Source organism: Vibrio furnissii CIP 102972 (assembly GCF_000176175.1).
Taxonomy (GTDB): domain Bacteria; phylum Pseudomonadota; class Gammaproteobacteria; order Enterobacterales; family Vibrionaceae; genus Vibrio; species Vibrio furnissii.
Map to the genome: position 1 here is coordinate 630,403 of NZ_ACZP01000013.1, position 19,351 is coordinate 649,753.

A 19,351-nucleotide genomic window follows, 5' to 3' on the forward strand; every position below is an offset into this window, starting at 1 on the left:
GATTCTCATTTAAATGAGGAATATGTTGTCTATAGCAGATTTATTTCAGGCATGACAACTGATGAACACCACACTTTATTCGCCTAAACACGACCGATTCACTCAGCTTTCTTTTAAGTTTAAAAGCAAACTTCTGTTACTCGGACCAGCATTCATTGCCGCAATTGGTTACATTGACCCGGGTAACTTCGCTACCAACATCGAAGCCGGTTCAGCCTTTGGCTATCAACTTCTTTGGGTAGTACTGTGGGCAAACCTCATGGCGATGTTAATTCAATATCTATCCGCGAAACTTGGCATCGTGACCGGCAAAAACCTAGCGGAACATCTAAGAGAACGGTTGCCAAAATGGGCGATAGTGCCTTACTGGATCCAAGCAGAACTCATCGCCATTGCGACTGACCTAGCTGAATTTATTGGGGCTGCGGTCGGTTTTCAATTGTTGTTTGGTATTCGGTTGATTGATGGCGCCGCCATTACAGCCGTCGCGACCGTGGCCATATTGATGCTCAATAAGAAAGGGCAAAAACCGTTGGAAATGACGATTGGTGGGCTGCTACTGTTTGTCGCCATTGTCTACGTGGCAGAATTGCTGTTTGCACATCCATCGGGCTCAGACCTCACAACCGGCATCTTGGTCCCAACACTAAATAGTAGTCATCAAATCTACTTAGCAGCCGGTATCTTAGGGGCAACGGTTATGCCGCACGTCATCTACCTGCATTCCGCATTGTTTAAAAACACCTACAATCAAACCGTAGAAAAACGTCTGCGTTCAACCAAATTCGATGTATCCATCGCGATGATTATTGCCGGTTTCGTGAACATCGCGATTGTTGCAATGGCGGCGGCAGCATTTCACGCCAGCGGAAATCAACATGTGGCAGAAATCGAAACTGCATACAAAACGCTGGAACCGCTGGTTGGTAAGGCCGCATCCATCTTGTTTGGTATCTCACTGATAGCATCAGGTTTGTCATCCACGGTTGTTGGCACAATGGCAGGCCAAGTCGTTATGCAAGGGTTTGTCCGTATGAGCATTCCCATGTGGTTGAGAAGAACCATCACCATGGCGCCGTCGTTTGTGGTGATTGGGCTAGGCATTAACACCACACAAATATTGGTGATGAGCCAAGTCGCACTTAGCTTTGGTATCGCATTGGCGATCATTCCGCTGATTCTGTTTACCGCGAACTCAAGCATCATGGGGAAATACACCAACAGCAAAGCAGTCACATCGACTGGCGGTGTCATCATTGGTTTGGTGTTGTTATTGAATGCGTATCTGCTTACGACACTGATCTAAACAAAAGCAAGCCATCTTAATTACCATATTGATTACGCGTGGGAACGTGAATCAATATGGTAATTATATACTTTATGGTAAATCGTTTATGTTCAATGCCTTAAGTGGTTCTCAGCAAGAAAGAGGGCCAAATCAACATATCTCATGGTGCTCAATCGACATCATTTAACATAATATACATAATGCGCACTAAGAACAATGGATTTAACATCTGATAAAACCTGTCGGTTTTCATGACCTAAACCCCTGATACATGAGCCGTATTTCTAGTTAACTGAGTTTTTTTTCGTCGTTTGACGTTTGTTTTCGCTGAGTCGTCTTCATCGCGCTTTAATGATTCCAGCCTCACACCTTATCAAGATCATCTTGTCACACACATTGGTTAGAGTTCCCGTGCATCAATTTGAATTCTGATGAACCGTTCTGGGATTTGGTATTTGTATTTTTTGCCAACCTTGATGGCCTGTTTGACGCGTTTACAGAGTTGCGCGTCGCCAAGCGTTGAGACTTGTACGACCTTGGCGTACTGATTGTCGATGTGATTCATGTCGACAAATACATCGCAAAAACCTTTTGCAGACACATTCTGTTTGCTCAGCACTTTGAGCGTTTTGGCTTTGATGAGCCTTGCGACGTTGTTGATTTCTGTGTCGTCTGCCCATGCGTGCTGTGAACAAAGCCATATTGCGATGATGAGTAATTGTGGTTTCATTGTGTCACTCCAATAAAAAACGGCTGAATACTACATCTGGTATTCAGCCGTTTCAGCTTGAAGCGTTAAGATTTCGCTCTAGTTTGCACCTTGATGCAAACGTGTTGTCGCTAATGGCGCAATCCTAGTGAGTCTTTTTACTTTTATCACCGTTGCCTTTGAAGCCTTGGTGTGGAAATACGTTTCGAATGCGCTGTTGTACTTTCTTTGGCACCTGGTTCGAGAACACCAACTTCATATTGTGCCTTTGATGATAAACTTTGAGTTCACCATCAAATGGCGCATTTTCACCAATCTCAATGACATTATGTTTAAACGACGGCGGAAAATGACCTTTAACCTGTGTAATGACGCCATTTTTAAACTTAACTTTGAGTACAGGCCTGTCGGCCGCGACCAACCAAAAGATGACGATTGCAGCAATTAAAATCACATACAACATCTTGCTAACTCCTAATCAGACAGCAATTTACTTAAATCTTCTTTTAAACTCGAAACCGTGCGGCTCGCTTTCTCGCTCCGTGACGCTTCACTAAGCAGATACTCAATGGCATCGGATAACGTGCATCCCAGTTCGTTTGCTCGCACAGACAACTTTTCCCATACGCGATAATCTAAATCGATGGATTTTTTACGTGTATGTAACTGCTCTGCATTGAAATGACGCTTCCGTTTGGCACGAATGGCTTGTTTGAGCTTGTTGTCCAAATCTGGTGCCATATGCTGTTCGATCCATTCAAGCACCAAGGTTGGCTCATGTTCTAGAGATTTGAGTTCTTGAACAGCGGCATCTGCCTCACTACGATCGATATGACAAGTGATCGGTTCGCCATCTTTCCATTTTTTGATTAAGTACTGCCACTTCCAACCGCATTCCAGGTTTTCGAGTTGTTGATATTTCATGTCTGGCAAGCCTATTTAAAATTAGGGTGACAGCGTAACCCAAGTGACACAGTCGTTTCAATTATATCGATAAAAAACACGACCAAGATCATCACAAATATCAAAGCTATTCGCGCTTTGGGTTTTTCTATATAATTTGTCTCCTTTTCACGATTTCGACGATTCAATGACACAAGATATCTGGCGTTTAGTGACGCCTCAGTATGACCAGTTCAGCACTGAGTTATCTCAATACCCTAACCTGCCTTCTGTTTCTCTGTTTGGCACTCAAACCAGACTTTCACAAGCAATTGAAAGGTTCATTCACGTCAAAGGTTTTAGCCGCATTCTGTTAGTCAATGCGCCAGATAACTCAATCTACCGCGCTCTGATTAAAGAGCAGATGGAGAGTATGACGTCTTCAGTGCCCATTGTGGTGACTGAAACGTTAGATATGGGTGCAATTTTCGGACAAGTCAAAGCTGAAAATGGCCATATTGTCAGTGAAGTCAGCGGCCTATTAGACAAAGCTGATAACGGATATCTTGTCGTTTCTGCGAATTTACTACTCGCGAATCCGCGCTGTTGGCCAATGTTGAAATCTGCCGTGCTGGGCGACGCCATTTCACCGGTGAATTGTGACCCCAAGTCACCCATTCACTCATTGCCGACAAAAAGTTACAACGTCAAACTCGTTGTGGTTGGTGATAGAAACCAGTTAGGCGACATCGATTTTCTGGATGCAGATATTCACTCAGGGCTATGCCTGTTCAGTGAGTTGGAAGTGGATATCAAGCTTGATCAGGACTCCATTACGACTTATTTAGGCTACCTACTCTGGCTCACTGATCGCTATGAGTTGCCAATGCTGACGCACGATGCCGTTGAAGCAGTGATGACCGCTGGCGCTCGTTACACCGAAGATCAACATTACGCACCTCTATGTGTGATGTGGCATCGCGCGCTGCTCGAAGAAGCGGCACTTCTGGGTCATCAAGCGACAATCGGAAAAGAACACATTGAACAAGCACTGAATCAACGTTATTACCGTGAATCTTACTTACCTGAGCGTGCACTTGACGACATTCTTGATGGCCAAGTCATTATCGAAACTCAAGGTGAGCAAATCGGACAAGTCAACGGCCTGACTGTCATCGATATTGCTGGTCATCCAGTATCTTACGGCGAGCCAGCCCGTATTTCATGTGTGATTCATTTTGGTGATGGCGATATTTCTGATGTCGAACGGAAAGTTGAGCTGGGTGGCAATTTACACGCTAAGGGCATGATGATCATGCAAGCGTTTGTGAGCAGCGCGCTCAATCTGGACGTTCCGCTGCCATTCTCCGCTTCAGTCGTATTTGAACAGTCTTACAGTGAAGTGGATGGCGATAGCGCTTCGCTCGCTGAACTATGCTCATTAGTGAGCGCCCTATCCGAATATCCTATTGACCAACAAATTGCGGTCACAGGCGCCGTAGATCAGTTCGGTCGCGTCCAAGCAGTTGGTGGGCTCAACGAAAAAATTGAAGGTTTCTACCGGGTTTGCCAACATCAAGGTTTTACCGGTGAACAAGGCGTCATCCTGCCGAAAAGTAATCTGAAACACCTTGCGCTTCATCAATCTGTCGTCGAAAGTATTAAAAATGGGGAATTCAACATTTGGCCCGTCTCGAATGTTGATGAAGCTGTTCCTGTACTCATGAATAAACCATTCCGTGGTGATGATGAGGAAAGCGTGATCAGCCGAATCGCCGAACGAATTGAAAACTTTGAAAAACACATTCAGCCACAAGGATTTGTGGAACGCCTCAAAAACTGGTTCGTTTAGTACTGATCGGAGTTGTTTGGCGTACACGTGTTCACTAAGATGCACCGTATCAGAAATTGGAGTAATTGATAATGCACAACAAACGAGACTCTTATAACCGCGACGATCTTTTAGCTTCTAGCCGTGGCGAACTTTTTGGCCCTGGTTACCCTCAACTACCAGCACCAAACATGCTGATGATGGATCGAGTGACTAAGATGTCTGAAACTGAGGGTGATTTTGGTAAAGGCTTGATTCTGGCCGAACTCGACATCACTCCAGATCTTTGGTTCTTTGATTGTCACTTCCCTGGCGATCCAGTGATGCCTGGCTGTCTTGGCCTTGATGCAATGTGGCAACTGGTTGGTTTCTTCCTTGGCTGGGTTGGCGGAAAAGGCAAAGGTCGTGCATTGGGTGTTGGCGAAGTAAAATTCACTGGTCAAATCCTACCGACAGCGAAAAAAGTTACTTACGAAATCCACATGAAACGCGTTGTAAACCGTAAATTGGTGATGGGTCTTGCTGATGGCCGCGTATTGGTTGATGGCAAAGAAATCTATGTTGCGAAAGACTTAAAAGTTGGCCTGTTCCAAGACACTTCAGCATTTTAATTCGTTGTAATTGAATCTAGCCGCTCGATTGAGCGGCTTTTTTGTTGGTAGTACATTTAGTTATAGTGCATCAGGTGATTTAAAATCCAAATAAAAAGCCCCTTTCGGGGCTTAGATCCTGTGTTGTATGTGGAAATTATTTATAGAGACCAGTCAGTTTGTCTTCTCTAGCTTCACGCCAACCACCTAGCCAAAAGGATCGAGCTTCCATTTGTTGGTAGGGACATTCTTCTTGCGATCGGCCATTCAGGCCCGCTTTGTATCCCTGAGATTGCGCTCTTTCCAGGCGATCACGCTTTTGTCTCTTCATAGTGCAGTCCTCATACAGTAGCTTGTGTCTAAGTTACAACTATTAAAATCGTGTGGCGTTTCCATGACCACACCATTAAGAATTGCTCAAAAAACCACCTTCATCAAGCCAAAAAAAAGCACAAGTCCAGATCTGTGAACTTGTGCTTCGTTTGACAAAAATTTACTATTTTCTACGGAACCCGAGGAAACCTAGTACAGCCAGCATCCACAAACCAATACCTGCACCACTACGCTCAGTCGTTGTTTCATCTGTGCCACGGGCCGAAATGTCACTGCTCGTTACGCCTGGAATTGGCACCAGTTTGACGGCGACCGTTGTCTCATCTTGGTTGCCGTCGCCACACGTCGCGTTGTATGCGGTGGTGTCGTAGCCGTTCTCGCACTTCAACGCGGTTGCAGAAATCACACCTGCATCGTTGATGTCAGTGGCATCAATGATACGGTATTGGTTGTTGTGATCAGAATAGTCACCACCATTAGTGAGATTATCTAACCACCAACTTTTGTTGTTAAAAATACCTCGGCGTGTTTCATTGGTGCCATCAGCATCCAACGGGTAGATAAATGCACGCTTACGGCGCGGCTTACCATTCACTTCACGGGTAGATTCTGCATCGACTTGGCCAACAATTTCGTTGTAATTATTAATGCCTCCGGCTTTACCACCAGCGCCATCAAAGAACACGCCGTCACTTAAATAAGTGGCAGAGGGAGACGTCACATCTTTCACAACAAACACGCGATTCGAGGCCGCCCCTTTGTATGCACGATCGCCGCCCCGTTTCGCTTCACCAATCGCAACCAAATTCTCATTCACCGCCAGTCCGACCGAGTTACTATAAATATAGTCGCCGCTTGAAACACCATTTTCCCGCACAGTCGCATTCGCAATCGGTGTAGATGTCCAATTGCTGGCGGTCATAATATCCGAGCTTGTATCCACAGAATACACAACTGCATTCATGTAGTTGGTTGAGTTGGTTTCATAGGTGTTATAACCCACACCATACAGCGTGCCATCAACTTCAACGAAATCTCGCATACTGCCTTGAGCAAGACGATTGTTCTTCACGCTTGATACGCCAGAGCCAGAGCCCCAATTCAACGAAACAGACGTACCGCTTGCGTTCCACAATGCAGCCTTAGAAGTGTAGTAATCCCCCTGATCATTCGTGTAATCAGTTGAAATACTACCAACTGTATAAGTACCGTCCGTTTTCCATGCACGTGTCTGAAGGTTGTCAGTAAAGGTATCGCTTGTTGTACCAACAAACCCCAATACCGAATCACGGCGATAATCCGTCACAGTCCCCAGCGTTGAGGTGATCCCCACAACATCGCCATCAGAGGTCAAACTGTTCACAACCACGTTGTTGCCTTCATCGATTGCATCGCCGGTGGTTGATGCGCCTGTAAAAGCAATTGCATTCGGGGTTTGACTACCACTCACTTCACTTGCCCAAGGCGTCCACCGCACTGAAGCCCACGCATCACACGTCGCATATCGCAACTGGTTACTACAGTAGCTTTCAAAATCATCGAGGCTATCAATATAGACAAAGCGGCTGTCCATACCAAACGGCGCTTCTTCTCGGAAACTCAAACCGTCGACCGCCTCACCGGCGTTCACTTCAGACGAACGGGTTTCACCAGCCAAAATAAAACTGCTTCCATCACAGTTCGATGCGGCCGAATCAAAACATCCCAAATCAGCATCGCTTCCACCCGTCGCTGTGCCCGGTTGAATCGCAACACCAAAGCTACTCTTGTAAGAATACGTTGTACTTGGTGTCACTTCGACGACTTGATACAAAGCTGCGGACGCAGTGGTCGATGACACAATCGCGGCGGTGATGAAGGTCAGTTTAAAAGTGTTACTACTCATTGGTTTCATTAACTTTCCTGTTGCATTGCCTCGAGCTCTTCCCAGCGCTCAAATGCAATTTCAAGCTCCTGCTCAGTGGCAGCTAACTTGTCTAAAATGGGTTGTGTTGCCTCTACAGGCTGACCAAAGAAGTCAGGGCTGTTCACCTGTTCCTGCAGAGCGTCAATCTCAGCTTCTAATTCTTCGAGTTTCACAGGCAGAGTTTCTAGTTCGCGCTGCAGTTTATAAGATAACTTCTTAGACTTAGGCTTCGAAGGCGCGGTTTTGGGAGATTCCTCAACCACTTTCTCTGCTTTGATTACTTTTTCAGCGTTCCGGTACTGAAGAACTTGCTGTCGTTGTTGTTGAGCATCGTGATAGCCCCCAACAAACTCTTCAATGACACCATCGCCTTCAAAGATCCAACTCGACGTCACGGTATTATCAACAAACTCACGGTCGTGGCTGACTAACAATAACGTGCCTTGGTAATTGGCAAGCAAATCTTCCAAAAGTTCCAAGGTTTCGATATCTAAATCGTTCGTTGGTTCATCAAGCACCAATAAATTGTTCGACTTGAGGAAAATACGCGCTAACAGCAGGCGGTTTTTCTCACCACCGGACAGTGCTTTCACTGGTGTACGTGCACGCTTTGGTGCAAACAGAAAGTCTTGCAGGTAACTCAATGCATGGCGTTGACGCCCGCCCACAGTCACTTCTTGCTTCCCATCAGCTAGGTTATCAATCACCGATTTCTCTGGGTCCAGAACTTCGCGGTATTGGTCGAAATACGCGACTTCAAGCTTGGTACCGCAATGCAGACGACCTGAATCCGGCTGAAGTTCACCCAGCAGTAATTTCAGCAAGGTACTCTTACCGCACCCATTTGGACCGACAAGGGCGATGCGATCGCCACGCATGATGTTAAAGCTAAAGTCCTGAACGATGGACTGGCCGTCAATCGCGTACTGTAAATGTTCCGCCTCAAAGACAATCTTGCCTGAACGCGCCGCATCATCGATTTGTAGGTTCACCTTACCCTGCACTTCACGACGCTCACCGCGCTCTTCACGCAGCTTCTTCAGTGCTCTAACGCGACCTTCATTACGCGTACGACGCGCTTTGATGCCTTGACGAATCCATACCTCTTCCTGCGCCAGTTTCTTATCGAACTCCGCATTCTGCATCTCTTCAATTCGCAGCTGCTCTTCTTTTTCCACGAGGTATTTTTCGTAGTTCCCTGGGAACGAATTCAACTGACCGCGATCCAAATCCACAATACGTGTCGCCATGGATTTGATAAACGCACGGTCGTGGGAAATGAAGATGATTGAACCGCGGAAATCCTTCAGGAAACCTTCTAGCCACTCAATCGTTGTCACATCCAAATGGTTGGTCGGTTCGTCGAGTAGCAATACATCTGGGTCACAGACCAGCGCACGCGCCAATGCAGCTTTACGTTGCCAACCACCGGAAAGTTCGGTCAATTTCGTGTGACCATCAAGCTTCAGTGCACTCAGGACGTTCTTGATTCGGTCTTCAAATCGCCATGCGCCAGCATGCTCAAGCTGCTCTTGAATATTCGCGAGACGTTTAATGTTGGATTCCGTGGGTTCGACCGCCACCAGATCCAGCAGATCTTGATAGATCTTTAGTTGTTCACCGACCTCTTTCAAACCACCAGCAACGTAATCGTACACATTGCCTTCCTGATCGCGAGGTGGGTCTTGCTCAAGGCGAGAAACGACAACATCCTGCATCACCTGCATTTTGCCGTCATCCATCAGGGTTTCCCCTGCCAAGACTTTCATCAGTGTCGACTTACCGGCCCCGTTGCGGCCCACAAGACAGACACGTTCATTTTCTTGCAGTGCGAAATCTGCATGGTCCAGCAATGGGTGATCACCAAATGCCAGCAACCCGTTATGAATGGTAATTAATGCCATTATTTTCCAACCATTGAGTTAATTCGTTGATATCAAAAGGCCAATTCAGCTCTGAATTCTGATAGGAAAGTACGGGGATTGTGACCCCGTAACGAGAAAACAGTACATCGTCGAACGCAATGTCGACGATGTTAACCTGTTGAGTGAGCTGAACTTGTTTAAGCAAGTCATACGCCATTTCACATAAATGGCAGCCTTCCGTGCTATAGAGAGTTATCACATCCGTGCCCTGTTATTTTTTGTGCGTCACAAGCCAGCAGTTGTGAATATGTTTATTGCGCTCGAAATCCAATGGCAATGTTTGCGAGGAGATATTCTGCGCTTCAAGACCGAGCGCTTCCATCTGCTCCATATCCATCTTGAAGTGACGCTTGTTGTTGGAGAATACAATCGTGCCTTCTGGACGAAGAATACGTTTCAAATTCGTCATCAGCTGAATGTGGTCACGCTGAACGTCAAAAGACTGTTCCATGCGCTTCGAGTTCGAAAACGTCGGAGGGTCGATAAAGATCAAATCATACTGCCCAGTCGCTTTCTCCAACCATTGCAAGCAGTCCGCCTGAACATATTGATGCTGGCGACCTACTTGACCGTTCAGCGCCATGTTTTCTTTGGCCCAATCAAGGTACGTTTTGGACATATCGACGGTTGTGGTCGATTTCGCGCCACCACAGGCCGCATGCACGGTGGCAGAGCCGGTGTACGCAAACAAGTTGAGGAAATCCTGGCCTTTCGCCATTTGACCTAAGCGACGACGAGTCAGCTTGTGGTCAAGGAATAGACCGGTATCAAGGTAGTCATACAGGTTCACAATCAGTTTGACGCCGTATTCTTGAGCGTACATGGTTTCAGATTGCTGACTGAGTTTCTGATACTGCGACGTTCCTTTCTTCTTCTCGCGAACTTTCAGCACCACTTTGTTGGCATCAATTTCCGTGACCTGAATGGCAGCACGAATGATATCCGTCAGACGGCGTTTCGCAGTCTCTTCAGGAATGCTTTTCGGCGCCGCGTATTCCTGAATCACCAAATGATCCAAATAAACGTCAATCGCCACGTTGTATTCCGGCAGATCCGCATCATAAATGCGGTAACAGTCTAGCCCTTCACGTTTCGCCCATTTACCAATCTTACCGATGTTTTTCTTCAGGCGATTGGCGAAGTCTGGTGCAACCAGAGACGTTTGACGGCCTTCCGTCAATTCAGATTCCGCTCGTACCGCAATACTGTAGTTTTTTTGGTGACACGGTAACGCACCGTTGTTTAATTTGAACTGCTTTTCAGCACGCATACGCAAACAAGCGAGCAATTCATCCGAACTAGAGAAGATCGAAGCTTGGCAACCGCCAAACTGCGCTTTCAGTTGCGCGCCAAATGCGGTGTAGAGCGCAATCAGGCCAGGATGCGTTCCCAAACGTTCACCGTAAGGCGGGTTACAGATAATCACGCCATTCTCGAAACCAGCAGGACGCGTCAATTTAGCCGCATCGCCAACGTTAAATTCAATGAGGTCGCTCACACCAGCGCGGCGGGCGTTATCTTTAGCCACTTGGATCACGCGCGTGTCGTTATCAAAGCCATAAAACTTAGTGTCAACTTTCTTGGCGCCACGTTTTGCTTGTACGCTCGCTTCCGATTTAATGGTCGCCCACAGCTCGGCATCAAAGTCTTCAATCGCTTCAAAGCCCCACTTCTCACGCTTCAGTCCTGGCGCGATATTGGCTGCCATCATTGCCGCTTCAATCAGCAACGTTCCCGAACCACACATCGGGTCAAGTAACGGTTTTGATTCATTCCAACCACTACGCATCACAATGGCTGCCGCTAGCGTTTCACGAAGCGGTGCTTTACCCGATTCTGGGCGATAGCCACGCATGTGCAAGCCGCCGCCAACCATGTCAATGCCAAGCAGTGCTTTGTCATTGTGAAGGCGAACATGGATTCGAAGATCTGGACGATCTTTACTGATCGACGGACGTGGGAGATTTTTCTTTTCAAAACAGTCCACGACTGCATCTTTGACTTTCATCGCACCGTATTGACTGTTGCGAATTTCACGGTTGGTGCCGTTGAAATCAACCACAAACTTTCTAGAGCTATGGAAGTGATTGACCCAGTTGATCGCCGTGGTTGACAGATACAAGTCCATATCGTTCTGGCAGTTAAACTCCGCCACGACACGTACGAATCGAGAAGCAAGACGGCTCCATAAGCAACAACGGTAGATTTGCTCATTGGTTGCTTTGAATTTCACCCCTGCCTGAACAGGCTTGGCATCGGAAATTCCTAAATTTGTTAATTCTTCGACTAATAGGTTCTCAAGACCGTTAGAGGTAACCGCTAGATACTGATTCATAGTGTTCTTTGACTGGTAAAAATGGCTTCAGATTATAACTGACAATGCAGGCCATTCCTAAATCTAAACGAATCATTTCATTAAAAAGCCCGTTAAGTGGTGATTCATCCAACAACCAAGCTGCCACGTTCTCCCCAACCTCACTCCTTCATCATTAATACGGCTTCATCTGCGCTAGCGGCGAAGTGAGTATTTATTCATACTCAAATTGGACTATACCAGACTAACTTTTACACTGTAAATTTATTACAAAACCCACCAAAAGCGGAATATTTAAGGGGAATTCACCCCGAACACCGGTGAATGACTCGTCACTTTTGTCATAAAAAATATTCGATTCAGGGGTAAATCTCAGGTGTAAGACGACCCAACTTGGCAAGCAAGCTGTCCTTGGGAAGGAATTTGAGGCAAAAAAAATCGGCTTGCGCCGATGGGAAATGAAAAAAGAACGAAATTAACTTAGGGAAAGTTTAACCGACCAAAGCCATTGGCTCTGATACGAAAAGATGGTTGGCATTGGCCATACGGTCATGCATCACTTTAATGACCTGACCGAACTCAAGCGATTTAGAGCCGTTTAATACAAACGCTTGTAAATCGACCAATGCACATAAACTCGCGTTATCGCCCACTTCGAGCACGATAAAATAACCTTGATTGTACCCATTAACCAAACTGACCATGTCACCCTCTTCTGGTGCGACATCCCCACCCTGATAATCAAAGAACCAGCTCTTAGGCTGAACCGGCTTGTGGAAGCGCTTTGCTGCCACACAATACAGTGCCAGCTCGACACGGCGCGGTTCGCTCATTTCTAAGCAACTGATGCGTTCTTTGTAGGTTTGGTAATCCGAGGCATCGTCGACAGTAAAATGGTTTTCAGAAAAAGCGCAATCGACTAATAGGTTTCGGCTGAGATTCGTGCGGAACACCATCTCCTCGCCCAGGTCTAGCATCAAATAGCCTTCGCTATCTGAGTAGTACCAATTCCATTTGTCACTTGGTTTAAGCATTGTTCCGACTCTCAATTTACGAATTATCAAACGATTAGGTAAAACGCTTAATTACCTTTGCCAACGAATAGTTGTAATTCTAAGAACGGAAAATCAAAAAAAAAGAGGAAATGATTATCTCATTTCCTCTGTTTGTCACCTTGTCACTTTTGACAACGGGTGATGAACGTCAGTTGATTGTCGTCAATTACAGGTTTTTGACGATATCGCTGACCAATTTAGGGCCTTGGAAAATAAATCCACTGTAAACCTGAACCAGTTTCGCACCGGCCATCAGTTTTTCTTTTGCCGCGACATAAGAATCGATACCGCCTACCCCGATAATTGGAATGTCATCCCCCAGCTCTTGATACAAGCACTTGATCACTTCGGTACTGCGGGATTGCAAAGGACGACCACTTAACCCACCCGCTTCGGTGGCATTTTTCATGCCTTCAACCAAAGAACGGTCTAATGTGGTGTTGGTTGCGATGACGCCATCAATCTTGTTCTTCAGCAACGATTGGCAGATCTGTTTGATCTCATCATCACTCAGATCCGGCGCGATCTTCAGCGCCAGTGGAACGTACTTGCCATGTTTCTCGGCAAGTTCTGACTGTCGTTCTTTCAGTGCTGCCAATAGCTCATCCAATGCATCACCATACTGCAGCGTTCTAAGCCCTGGGGTGTTGGGGGATGAAATGTTGACCGCAATGTAACCAGCGTATGGATATACTTTGTCCATACAAATCAGGTAATCGTCAGCACCCTTTTCAATCGGCGTGTCTTTGTTCTTACCGATGTTGATGCCGATGATGCCGTCGTAATTTGCTTTTTTAACATTCTCAACAAGGTGATCCACACCTTCGTTGTTAAAGCCCATGCGGTTGATAATCCCTTCAGCCGGGATCAATCGGAACAGACGCGGTTTGTCATTGCCCGGTTGAGGACGTGGTGTCACTGTACCGACTTCGACAAAGCCAAAACCCATTGCACCAAACGCATCGATACATTCGCCGTTTTTGTCCAGACCAGCGGCCAAACCAACAGGGTTTTTGAATGTCAGTCCCATGCATTCTACAGGACGGTTTGGAAGGTGTTGACGATAGAAGAGATCGAGAGGAGTACCAGTGAAACGTTTGAAGTTTTGAATGGCGAGTTCATGCGCCTTTTCAGCATCCAGTTGAAAAAAGCCAGCTCTGGCTAAGCGGTAAAGCATTGTGCCTCCAAAAGAAAAAAGCCCCGAATAAACGGGGCGTTATTATTGACGTATTTATCTAACAATTCAATGCTTATTCCGCCGCCTGGCAGTTTAAGTTGAGGAGCATCAATTCTCGCATCGCAACCGAGAACTTCGCGAACTCATGAACCGTACCGACTTTGAATTCGTTAAGAATGTTTTCCCAACGATGCAGTGACACCTCGTTGTTTTCAATCCACTCTTCCAACGCTTTCATCACGTCCAATTTCTCTGGGTCACACGCACAGTTCAACACTTGTGCAGTCAACTGGCGTTGTTGCCAATCGAGATCTTCGCGGAATGCTGCGCGAGCCAAAGCTTGCCAGTTGTTATCGACCGCTTGACCATTGATCTGCTTCAGGAACCAGTGCAGTGATAAACGGTCGCCCAAGTTAAAGTACAGCTTGGCCGTTTGTTCCACCGATTTACCTTTTTCACGAGATACTGTGGATATATCCAGTACCGAGTACAAGCTCGACAAACGTGCTACATAATTAGCCAATTCTGCATCAATGCCCTGCTCAGCCCACACCTGCGCCATCGCTTTGTGTTCAGCCACTTCATCAACCACCAGCAATTGATCCAGATCTTTCGCAATGGCTTTCACATCCGATTGGTAGCTGTCGATGAGCGCTTGAACCGATTGTTTTCCTGTACGATTGCGCAGGAACCAGCGCGATAAACGGCGCAGTGTACGACGAACATGGAACATCACGTCGTATTGCGCGTGCGCTGTTGCTTTATTGTCGAGCGTACGCACTTGTTCAAGTACCGCACCCAAACCGTAAATTTCACGCGCCGCAGCGTAAGCATTCACGATATCAACGGCATTCGCGCCCGTTTCTTCTTGCAGACGCGTCACGAAGTTACAGCCCATTTCGTTAACCATCTGATTTGCAAGCGCTGTTGCGATGATTTCTTTACGCAGAGGGTGATTCTTCATTTGATCTGAGAAGTTACGACGTAACTCAGATGGGAAGTATTTCACCAATTGAGTGGCATGGAAGTCATCATTGGCGATGTCTTCACACGCCAAGTCTTCTTTCAAGACCATTTTGCCGTACGCGACCAAGACCGCGAGCTCAGGACGGGTTAATCCCATGCCCTGTTTTTCACGTTCCAGCAGTGTTTCATCATCAGGGATATATTCCAGAGCACGATCAAGATGTCCCGATTTCTCCATGTGATGGATAAAGCGAATCTGCTCTTTCACCACACCCACACCTTGCTGTTCGGTCACCGAGATTGATTCAGACTGGGTGTAAGCGTCTTCGAGAACAATGTCGCCCACTTCATCTTCCATCGATTCAAGGATCACATTGCGCTGTTTGATCGTCATGTCACCGTTGGCAACCAAACCATTGAGGAAGATCTTAATGTTCACTTCGTTATCAGAGCAGTCAACACCGCCCACGTTATCAACAAAGTCGGTGTTGACACGACCGCCGGTCAATGCGTATTCCACACGACCCAGTTGTGTCATACCGAGGTTACCGCCTTCACCGACAATCTTCGCGTTCAGCTCACGACCATCAATACGCAGCGCATCGTTGGCACGGTCGCCCACATCAGTGTGCGTTTCTGCAGAGGATTTCACGTACGTACCGATACCGCCGTTCCACAACAGATCCACATCCATTTTCAGGATCATCTTAATCAGATCGTTCGGTGCAACCGAGGCCTTTTTCGTCCCTAACATTTTCTGAATTTCAGGGCTTAGCGTGATGGATTTCGCTTTACGCGAGAAAATGCCGCCGCCTTTCGAAATCAGTTTCGCGTTGTAATCTTCCCAGCTTGAACGAGGCAAGTTGAACAAGCGTTGACGCTCTTCCCAACCGCTGGCAGCGTCTGGTGTTGGATCGATAAAGATGTGCAGGTGGTTGAATGCGGCTTGCAGACGAATATGTTTCGACAGCAACATACCGTTACCAAACACGTCGCCAGCCATATCACCGATACCAATCGCTGTGAAATCTGTGGTTTGACAATCAATCCCGATTTCACGGAAGTGACGTTTTACCGATTCCCAGCCACCTTTCGCGGTGATGCCCATCGCTTTGTGGTCATAGCCGTTTGAACCGCCAGATGCAAACGCATCGCCCAGCCAGAAGTTATATTCCGCCGAGACTGAGTTCGCCAAATCTGAGAACGTTGCCGTACCTTTATCTGCTGCAACCACCAAGTACGGATCATCTTCATCATGACGAACGACACTCTTCGGTGCAATCAATTCACCTTCAATGATATTGTCCGTGACATCTAACAGCGCGCGGATAAAGCGTTTGTAGCAGCGCTGACCTTCGGCGAAGATCTCATCACGCGTGGTGTACAGGTATTGTTTCTTACATACAAAGCCACCTTTCGCTCCCACAGGAACGATCACGGTGTTTTTCACTTGTTGTGCTTTCACCAAGCCCAGAATTTCGGTACGGAAGTCTTCTTGACGGTCAGACCAACGCAAACCACCACGCGCGACTTTCCCGCCACGCAAGTGCACCCCTTCGATATCCGGTGCGTACACGAAGATCTCAAACGCTGGCACGGGTGCCGGAATGTCTGGAATGTCGCTCGGTTTCATTTTGAGCGCCAACCAAGGTTTCGGCTGTTTGTCTTCATCGAGCTGGAAGTAGTTGGTACGCAGTGTGGCTGCGATCATTTCCATGTAACGACGCAAAATACGATCGTCATCGAGGCTTTCCACATGATCCAATTGCGCGGTCAGTTTGGTGACCAGATCCGTTTGACCTTTTTGTGCCCCTTTGAATTTCGGATCAAAACGACGAACAAACAGTTCCACCAGCCCTTTCGCCAGATCTGGATAATGGTTCAGTGTCTCTTCGATGTATTGTTGACTGAATGGGAAACCGACCTGACGCATATAACGGGCGTACGCACGTAGAATAGAGACTTCACGCCCCGTCAATGATGCGCCCAGTACCAGACGGTTGAAGCCGTCGTTTTCTAGGCCACCATTCCAGATTGCGGCAAACGCTTGTTGGAAACGATCGCGTGCTTCGCGAAGATCCACTTCTTTGTCGCTCTTATGCAGCATGGAGAAATCTAGGATCCAGTAGGTCTGGCCGTTAGATTTCACGACTTCGTATGGTGATTCACCAATGACACGCAGGCCGAGGTTTTCCAACATCGGCATCACATCCGACAAATGGATAGGCTCATCGCGGTGATATAGTTTCAGACGAACCGCTTTTGAGTCTTTCTTCTCTTCCTGCGGGCGGTAGAACAACATGCCCAGTTTGTTGTTTTCGTTCAACGCTTCTAGGCTTTCAATGTCAGAAACCGCAGAACCGGGCATCACATCTTCTTTATAAGAACGTGGGAAAGCATGCAGATACTCTTTTGAAAGCGGTAGACCTTTGCTTTCGCCAAAGTTTGCCACGATCGCTTCAGACAAACGATCATCCCAAGTTGTTGATGCTTCCATTAAGTTCTGCTCTATTTTCTTCACATCGACGTTCATGCTGTTGTTGTCCACACGAACAATGTAGTGCGTTCTGGCCAGCGGGCTTTCAGAGAAATACGTGGTGAATTCTACTTCTTGCTGACAGCCAAAATAATGCTTGAGAATGCGTTGTGTCTGGCGGCGCAGTTCTGTGTTGTAACGCTCTTTGGTCACATACACCATGCAGCTAAAGAAACGGCCAAACGGGTCTTTACGCACGAACAGACGGATCAGGTCACGATCCTGCATCTGTACCACGCCCATACCCACTTCCAGTAAGTCTTCTTCACGTGCTTGCAGTAGTTCATCACGCGGGTAGTTTTCCAGAATATTGTGCAGCGCTTTGTACGCGTATGAACCCACGCGGTAGCCGCTGGCATGCAGAATACGTTCTACTTTTTCGCGAATCAGCGGAATGCTTTCCACCGCTTGGTTATACACGGCCGACGTGTATAGGCCGGTAAAGCGGTGCTCACCAATCACTTTGCCGTTGTCATCAAACTTCTTGATGCCGATGTAGTCGGTATACGCCGGGCGGTGAATGCGAGACTGTTTGTTACCTTTGGTCAAAATCAGCAAGAATGGCTTTTTCGCTTCCAAACGCGCTGAATCAGGGAAGTTAGACAACTTCACATTGCGCACACGTTTCGCGTCAGAGAACAGGCCCATACCCGCTTCTTTCGTTGGGCGCAACTCGGTATCGCCTTCCACGTTAACCAAATCAAATTCTTTGTAGCCCATGAACGTAAAGTTATGATCCCCAAGCCAACGGAGGAACTTCAACGTTTCATCGTAACGATCCGCATCCACGGGGATACGATCTTTTTTCGCTTCCAGTTGTGCGATCACTTGATCCAACTGATTCGCCATCGGTTTCCAATCTTGAACCACCAGCGCGGTATCGCTCAGAATATCCAGCAACTCATCCTTCAGCGCGGTCATCTCTTCTTTGCTGTTGAGTCGGTCGACTTCCAAATGGAACAGAGACTGCAGCGGGCCTTCACCTTCGTTAATGCTTTTGATTGTACCATCGGCATGACGCGCGATTTGAGTCGGGCCATTGAGCATTAGGTGCGATGTCAGATCCAGACGGCTCAATGCCATCTTGATGGAGTCAACAAGGAACGGGCTATCCGGAACCACAATTTCGACGATGGTGTGGGTTGATTGCCAACCTTGTTTACTCACCGTTGGGTTAAACACTCGAACAGAGCGTTCTTCCGGTTTTTTCTCGTTGATGTGATGCCACAGACTGACGACGGCTCCGTATAGGTCGGATTCATTTCGTTCGATCAAATCGTCTTGTGCGACATTACTAAACAGGTGTTGTGCGAGTTGGGTGACGAGGGGTTGTTGAGCAAGCTCAAGTTTGTCTTGAATCAGTTGATACACTTTTTCAAGCAGAACCGGCATTAAACTTTCACGCGCGGTCATAGGCGACTCCAAAGATTAGAATTATGTGCTTTGTAGGGTATGCAGTAAGCATAGAGCTTACGCTTGGTAATGCAGAGCTATTGTAAAAGCTTTATTGACAAAAAGTTAATGGTTTTGCGGCTGGTAGGAGGTGAAATGTCTGAGAATGTGACTAAGGTACCTATTTAAATTACTGCAAAATCACGAACTCACAGAACTTCTAACTTTAGGAACTTATTGTTTTGGTCAGTTGTTAGACGAAATCGACCTTTTACACCAATTTGACTAAGAAATGGGCGGAATTTTGCGGCGGGTAATTGGAGGCGCAAGCCACTTTCTGTTAACACTAAAACGGTACTCGCGGCCCCAGAATAGTGCGACAAAAACGACTGGTAAGAGATGTTCAGAGAAAAGAAATAGTGATTCATGCTTTAAAAAATGGTGGTA

15 protein-coding genes are annotated in these 19,351 nt (G+C 46.9%); 3 read left to right on the top strand and 12 right to left on the bottom strand.

Annotated features, from left to right (window positions below):
* The first annotated feature begins 61 nt into the window (after positions 1-61).
* Entirely contained in the window at positions 62-1,306 is a 1,245-nt protein-coding gene (locus VFA_RS06870) for an Nramp family divalent metal transporter (protein WP_004725977.1), read from the top strand.
* A gap of 382 nt (positions 1,307-1,688) precedes the next feature.
* Here VFA_RS06870 and VFA_RS06875 read toward each other — a convergent pair whose 3' ends face one another.
* From VFA_RS06875 to matP, 3 genes are all read right to left on the bottom strand, one after another.
* Entirely contained in the window at positions 1,689-2,018 is a 330-nt protein-coding gene (locus VFA_RS06875) for a hypothetical protein (RefSeq protein ID WP_004725979.1), read from the bottom strand.
* 124 nt (positions 2,019-2,142) lie between these two features.
* Complete coding sequence (locus tag VFA_RS06880; protein WP_004725981.1) at positions 2,143-2,460, bottom strand: DUF3634 family protein; 318 nt, start codon at positions 2,458-2,460, stop codon at positions 2,143-2,145.
* 11 nt (positions 2,461-2,471) lie between these two features.
* Complete coding sequence (gene matP / locus VFA_RS06885) at positions 2,472-2,921, bottom strand: macrodomain Ter protein MatP (protein ID WP_004725983.1); 450 nt, start codon at positions 2,919-2,921, stop codon at positions 2,472-2,474.
* A gap of 166 nt (positions 2,922-3,087) precedes the next feature.
* Between matP and VFA_RS06890 the strand changes: the two genes are divergently transcribed.
* Complete coding sequence (locus VFA_RS06890; protein ID WP_038151156.1) at positions 3,088-4,731, top strand: S16 family serine protease; 1,644 nt, start codon at positions 3,088-3,090, stop codon at positions 4,729-4,731.
* Between the two features lie 71 nt (positions 4,732-4,802).
* On the top strand, positions 4,803-5,321 hold the full coding sequence (gene fabA / locus VFA_RS06895; protein WP_004725988.1) for a bifunctional 3-hydroxydecanoyl-ACP dehydratase/trans-2-decenoyl-ACP isomerase: 519 nt from the start codon (positions 4,803-4,805) through the stop codon (positions 5,319-5,321).
* Between the two features lie 136 nt (positions 5,322-5,457).
* Here fabA and rmf read toward each other — a convergent pair whose 3' ends face one another.
* The 9 genes from rmf to VFA_RS23130 form a co-directional block, all read right to left on the bottom strand.
* Positions 5,458-5,631, bottom strand: coding sequence for a ribosome modulation factor (gene rmf / locus VFA_RS06900; RefSeq protein WP_038151159.1), 174 nt, complete (start codon positions 5,629-5,631; stop codon positions 5,458-5,460).
* A gap of 165 nt (positions 5,632-5,796) precedes the next feature.
* The gene (locus VFA_RS06905; protein ID WP_038151429.1) at positions 5,797-7,518 is read right to left on the bottom strand and encodes a DUF3466 family protein; all 1,722 of its coding nucleotides are present in this window, start codon (positions 7,516-7,518) and stop codon (positions 5,797-5,799) included.
* Between the two features lie 8 nt (positions 7,519-7,526).
* Positions 7,527-9,443, bottom strand: a complete 1,917-nt coding sequence (locus VFA_RS06910; RefSeq protein WP_004725991.1) for an ABC transporter ATP-binding protein — start codon at positions 9,441-9,443, stop codon at positions 7,527-7,529.
* On the bottom strand, positions 9,421-9,663 hold the full coding sequence (locus VFA_RS06915; RefSeq protein ID WP_081454430.1) for a glutaredoxin family protein: 243 nt from the start codon (positions 9,661-9,663) through the stop codon (positions 9,421-9,423). The genes VFA_RS06910 and VFA_RS06915 overlap by 23 nt, the downstream gene beginning before the upstream one ends.
* A gap of 12 nt (positions 9,664-9,675) precedes the next feature.
* A complete protein-coding gene (gene rlmKL, locus VFA_RS06920; protein ID WP_014205102.1) occupies positions 9,676-11,799 on the bottom strand; it encodes a bifunctional 23S rRNA (guanine(2069)-N(7))-methyltransferase RlmK/23S rRNA (guanine(2445)-N(2))-methyltransferase RlmL in 2,124 nt (707 codons plus the stop codon).
* A gap of 470 nt (positions 11,800-12,269) precedes the next feature.
* The gene (locus VFA_RS06925; protein WP_014205103.1) at positions 12,270-12,812 is read right to left on the bottom strand and encodes a cell division protein ZapC; all 543 of its coding nucleotides are present in this window, start codon (positions 12,810-12,812) and stop codon (positions 12,270-12,272) included.
* Between the two features lie 187 nt (positions 12,813-12,999).
* Complete coding sequence (pyrD, locus tag VFA_RS06930) at positions 13,000-14,010, bottom strand: quinone-dependent dihydroorotate dehydrogenase (RefSeq protein ID WP_004725999.1); 1,011 nt, start codon at positions 14,008-14,010, stop codon at positions 13,000-13,002.
* A 73-nt stretch (positions 14,011-14,083) separates the two neighbouring features.
* Positions 14,084-18,925 carry an NAD-glutamate dehydrogenase gene (locus tag VFA_RS06935; RefSeq protein WP_004726000.1) on the bottom strand — a complete coding sequence of 1,614 codons (4,842 nt, stop codon included), beginning with the start codon at positions 18,923-18,925 and terminating at the stop codon, positions 14,084-14,086.
* 188 nt (positions 18,926-19,113) lie between these two features.
* Positions 19,114-19,332: a DUF2835 domain-containing protein gene (locus VFA_RS23130; protein ID WP_081454431.1), complete on the bottom strand. Its 219-nt coding sequence runs from the start codon at positions 19,330-19,332 to the stop codon at positions 19,114-19,116.
* Between the last annotated feature and the right edge of the window lie 19 nt (positions 19,333-19,351).

What these genes read in the sequence shown, in the direction of transcription:
- VFA_RS06870 (WP_004725977.1), top strand. Translation starts at nt 62, where the DNA reads ATGAACACCACACTTTATTCGCCTAAACACGACCGATTCACTCAGCTT.
- VFA_RS06875 (WP_004725979.1), bottom strand. Translation starts at nt 2,018, where the DNA reads ATGAAACCACAATTACTCATCATCGCAATATGGCTTTGTTCACAGCAC.
- VFA_RS06880 (WP_004725981.1), bottom strand. Translation starts at nt 2,460, where the DNA reads ATGTTGTATGTGATTTTAATTGCTGCAATCGTCATCTTTTGGTTGGTC.
- matP (WP_004725983.1), bottom strand. Translation starts at nt 2,921, where the DNA reads ATGAAATATCAACAACTCGAAAACCTGGAATGCGGTTGGAAGTGGCAG.
- VFA_RS06890 (WP_038151156.1), top strand. Translation starts at nt 3,088, where the DNA reads ATGACACAAGATATCTGGCGTTTAGTGACGCCTCAGTATGACCAGTTC.
- fabA (WP_004725988.1), top strand. Translation starts at nt 4,803, where the DNA reads ATGCACAACAAACGAGACTCTTATAACCGCGACGATCTTTTAGCTTCT.
- rmf (WP_038151159.1), bottom strand. Translation starts at nt 5,631, where the DNA reads ATGAAGAGACAAAAGCGTGATCGCCTGGAAAGAGCGCAATCTCAGGGA.
- VFA_RS06905 (WP_038151429.1), bottom strand. Translation starts at nt 7,518, where the DNA reads ATGAGTAGTAACACTTTTAAACTGACCTTCATCACCGCCGCGATTGTG.
- VFA_RS06910 (WP_004725991.1), bottom strand. Translation starts at nt 9,443, where the DNA reads ATGGCATTAATTACCATTCATAACGGGTTGCTGGCATTTGGTGATCAC.
- rlmKL (WP_014205102.1), bottom strand. Translation starts at nt 11,799, where the DNA reads ATGAATCAGTATCTAGCGGTTACCTCTAACGGTCTTGAGAACCTATTA.
- VFA_RS06925 (WP_014205103.1), bottom strand. Translation starts at nt 12,812, where the DNA reads ATGCTTAAACCAAGTGACAAATGGAATTGGTACTACTCAGATAGCGAA.
- pyrD (WP_004725999.1), bottom strand. Translation starts at nt 14,010, where the DNA reads ATGCTTTACCGCTTAGCCAGAGCTGGCTTTTTTCAACTGGATGCTGAA.
- VFA_RS06935 (WP_004726000.1), bottom strand. Translation starts at nt 18,925, where the DNA reads ATGACCGCGCGTGAAAGTTTAATGCCGGTTCTGCTTGAAAAAGTGTAT.
- VFA_RS23130 (WP_081454431.1), bottom strand. Translation starts at nt 19,332, where the DNA reads ATGAATCACTATTTCTTTTCTCTGAACATCTCTTACCAGTCGTTTTTG.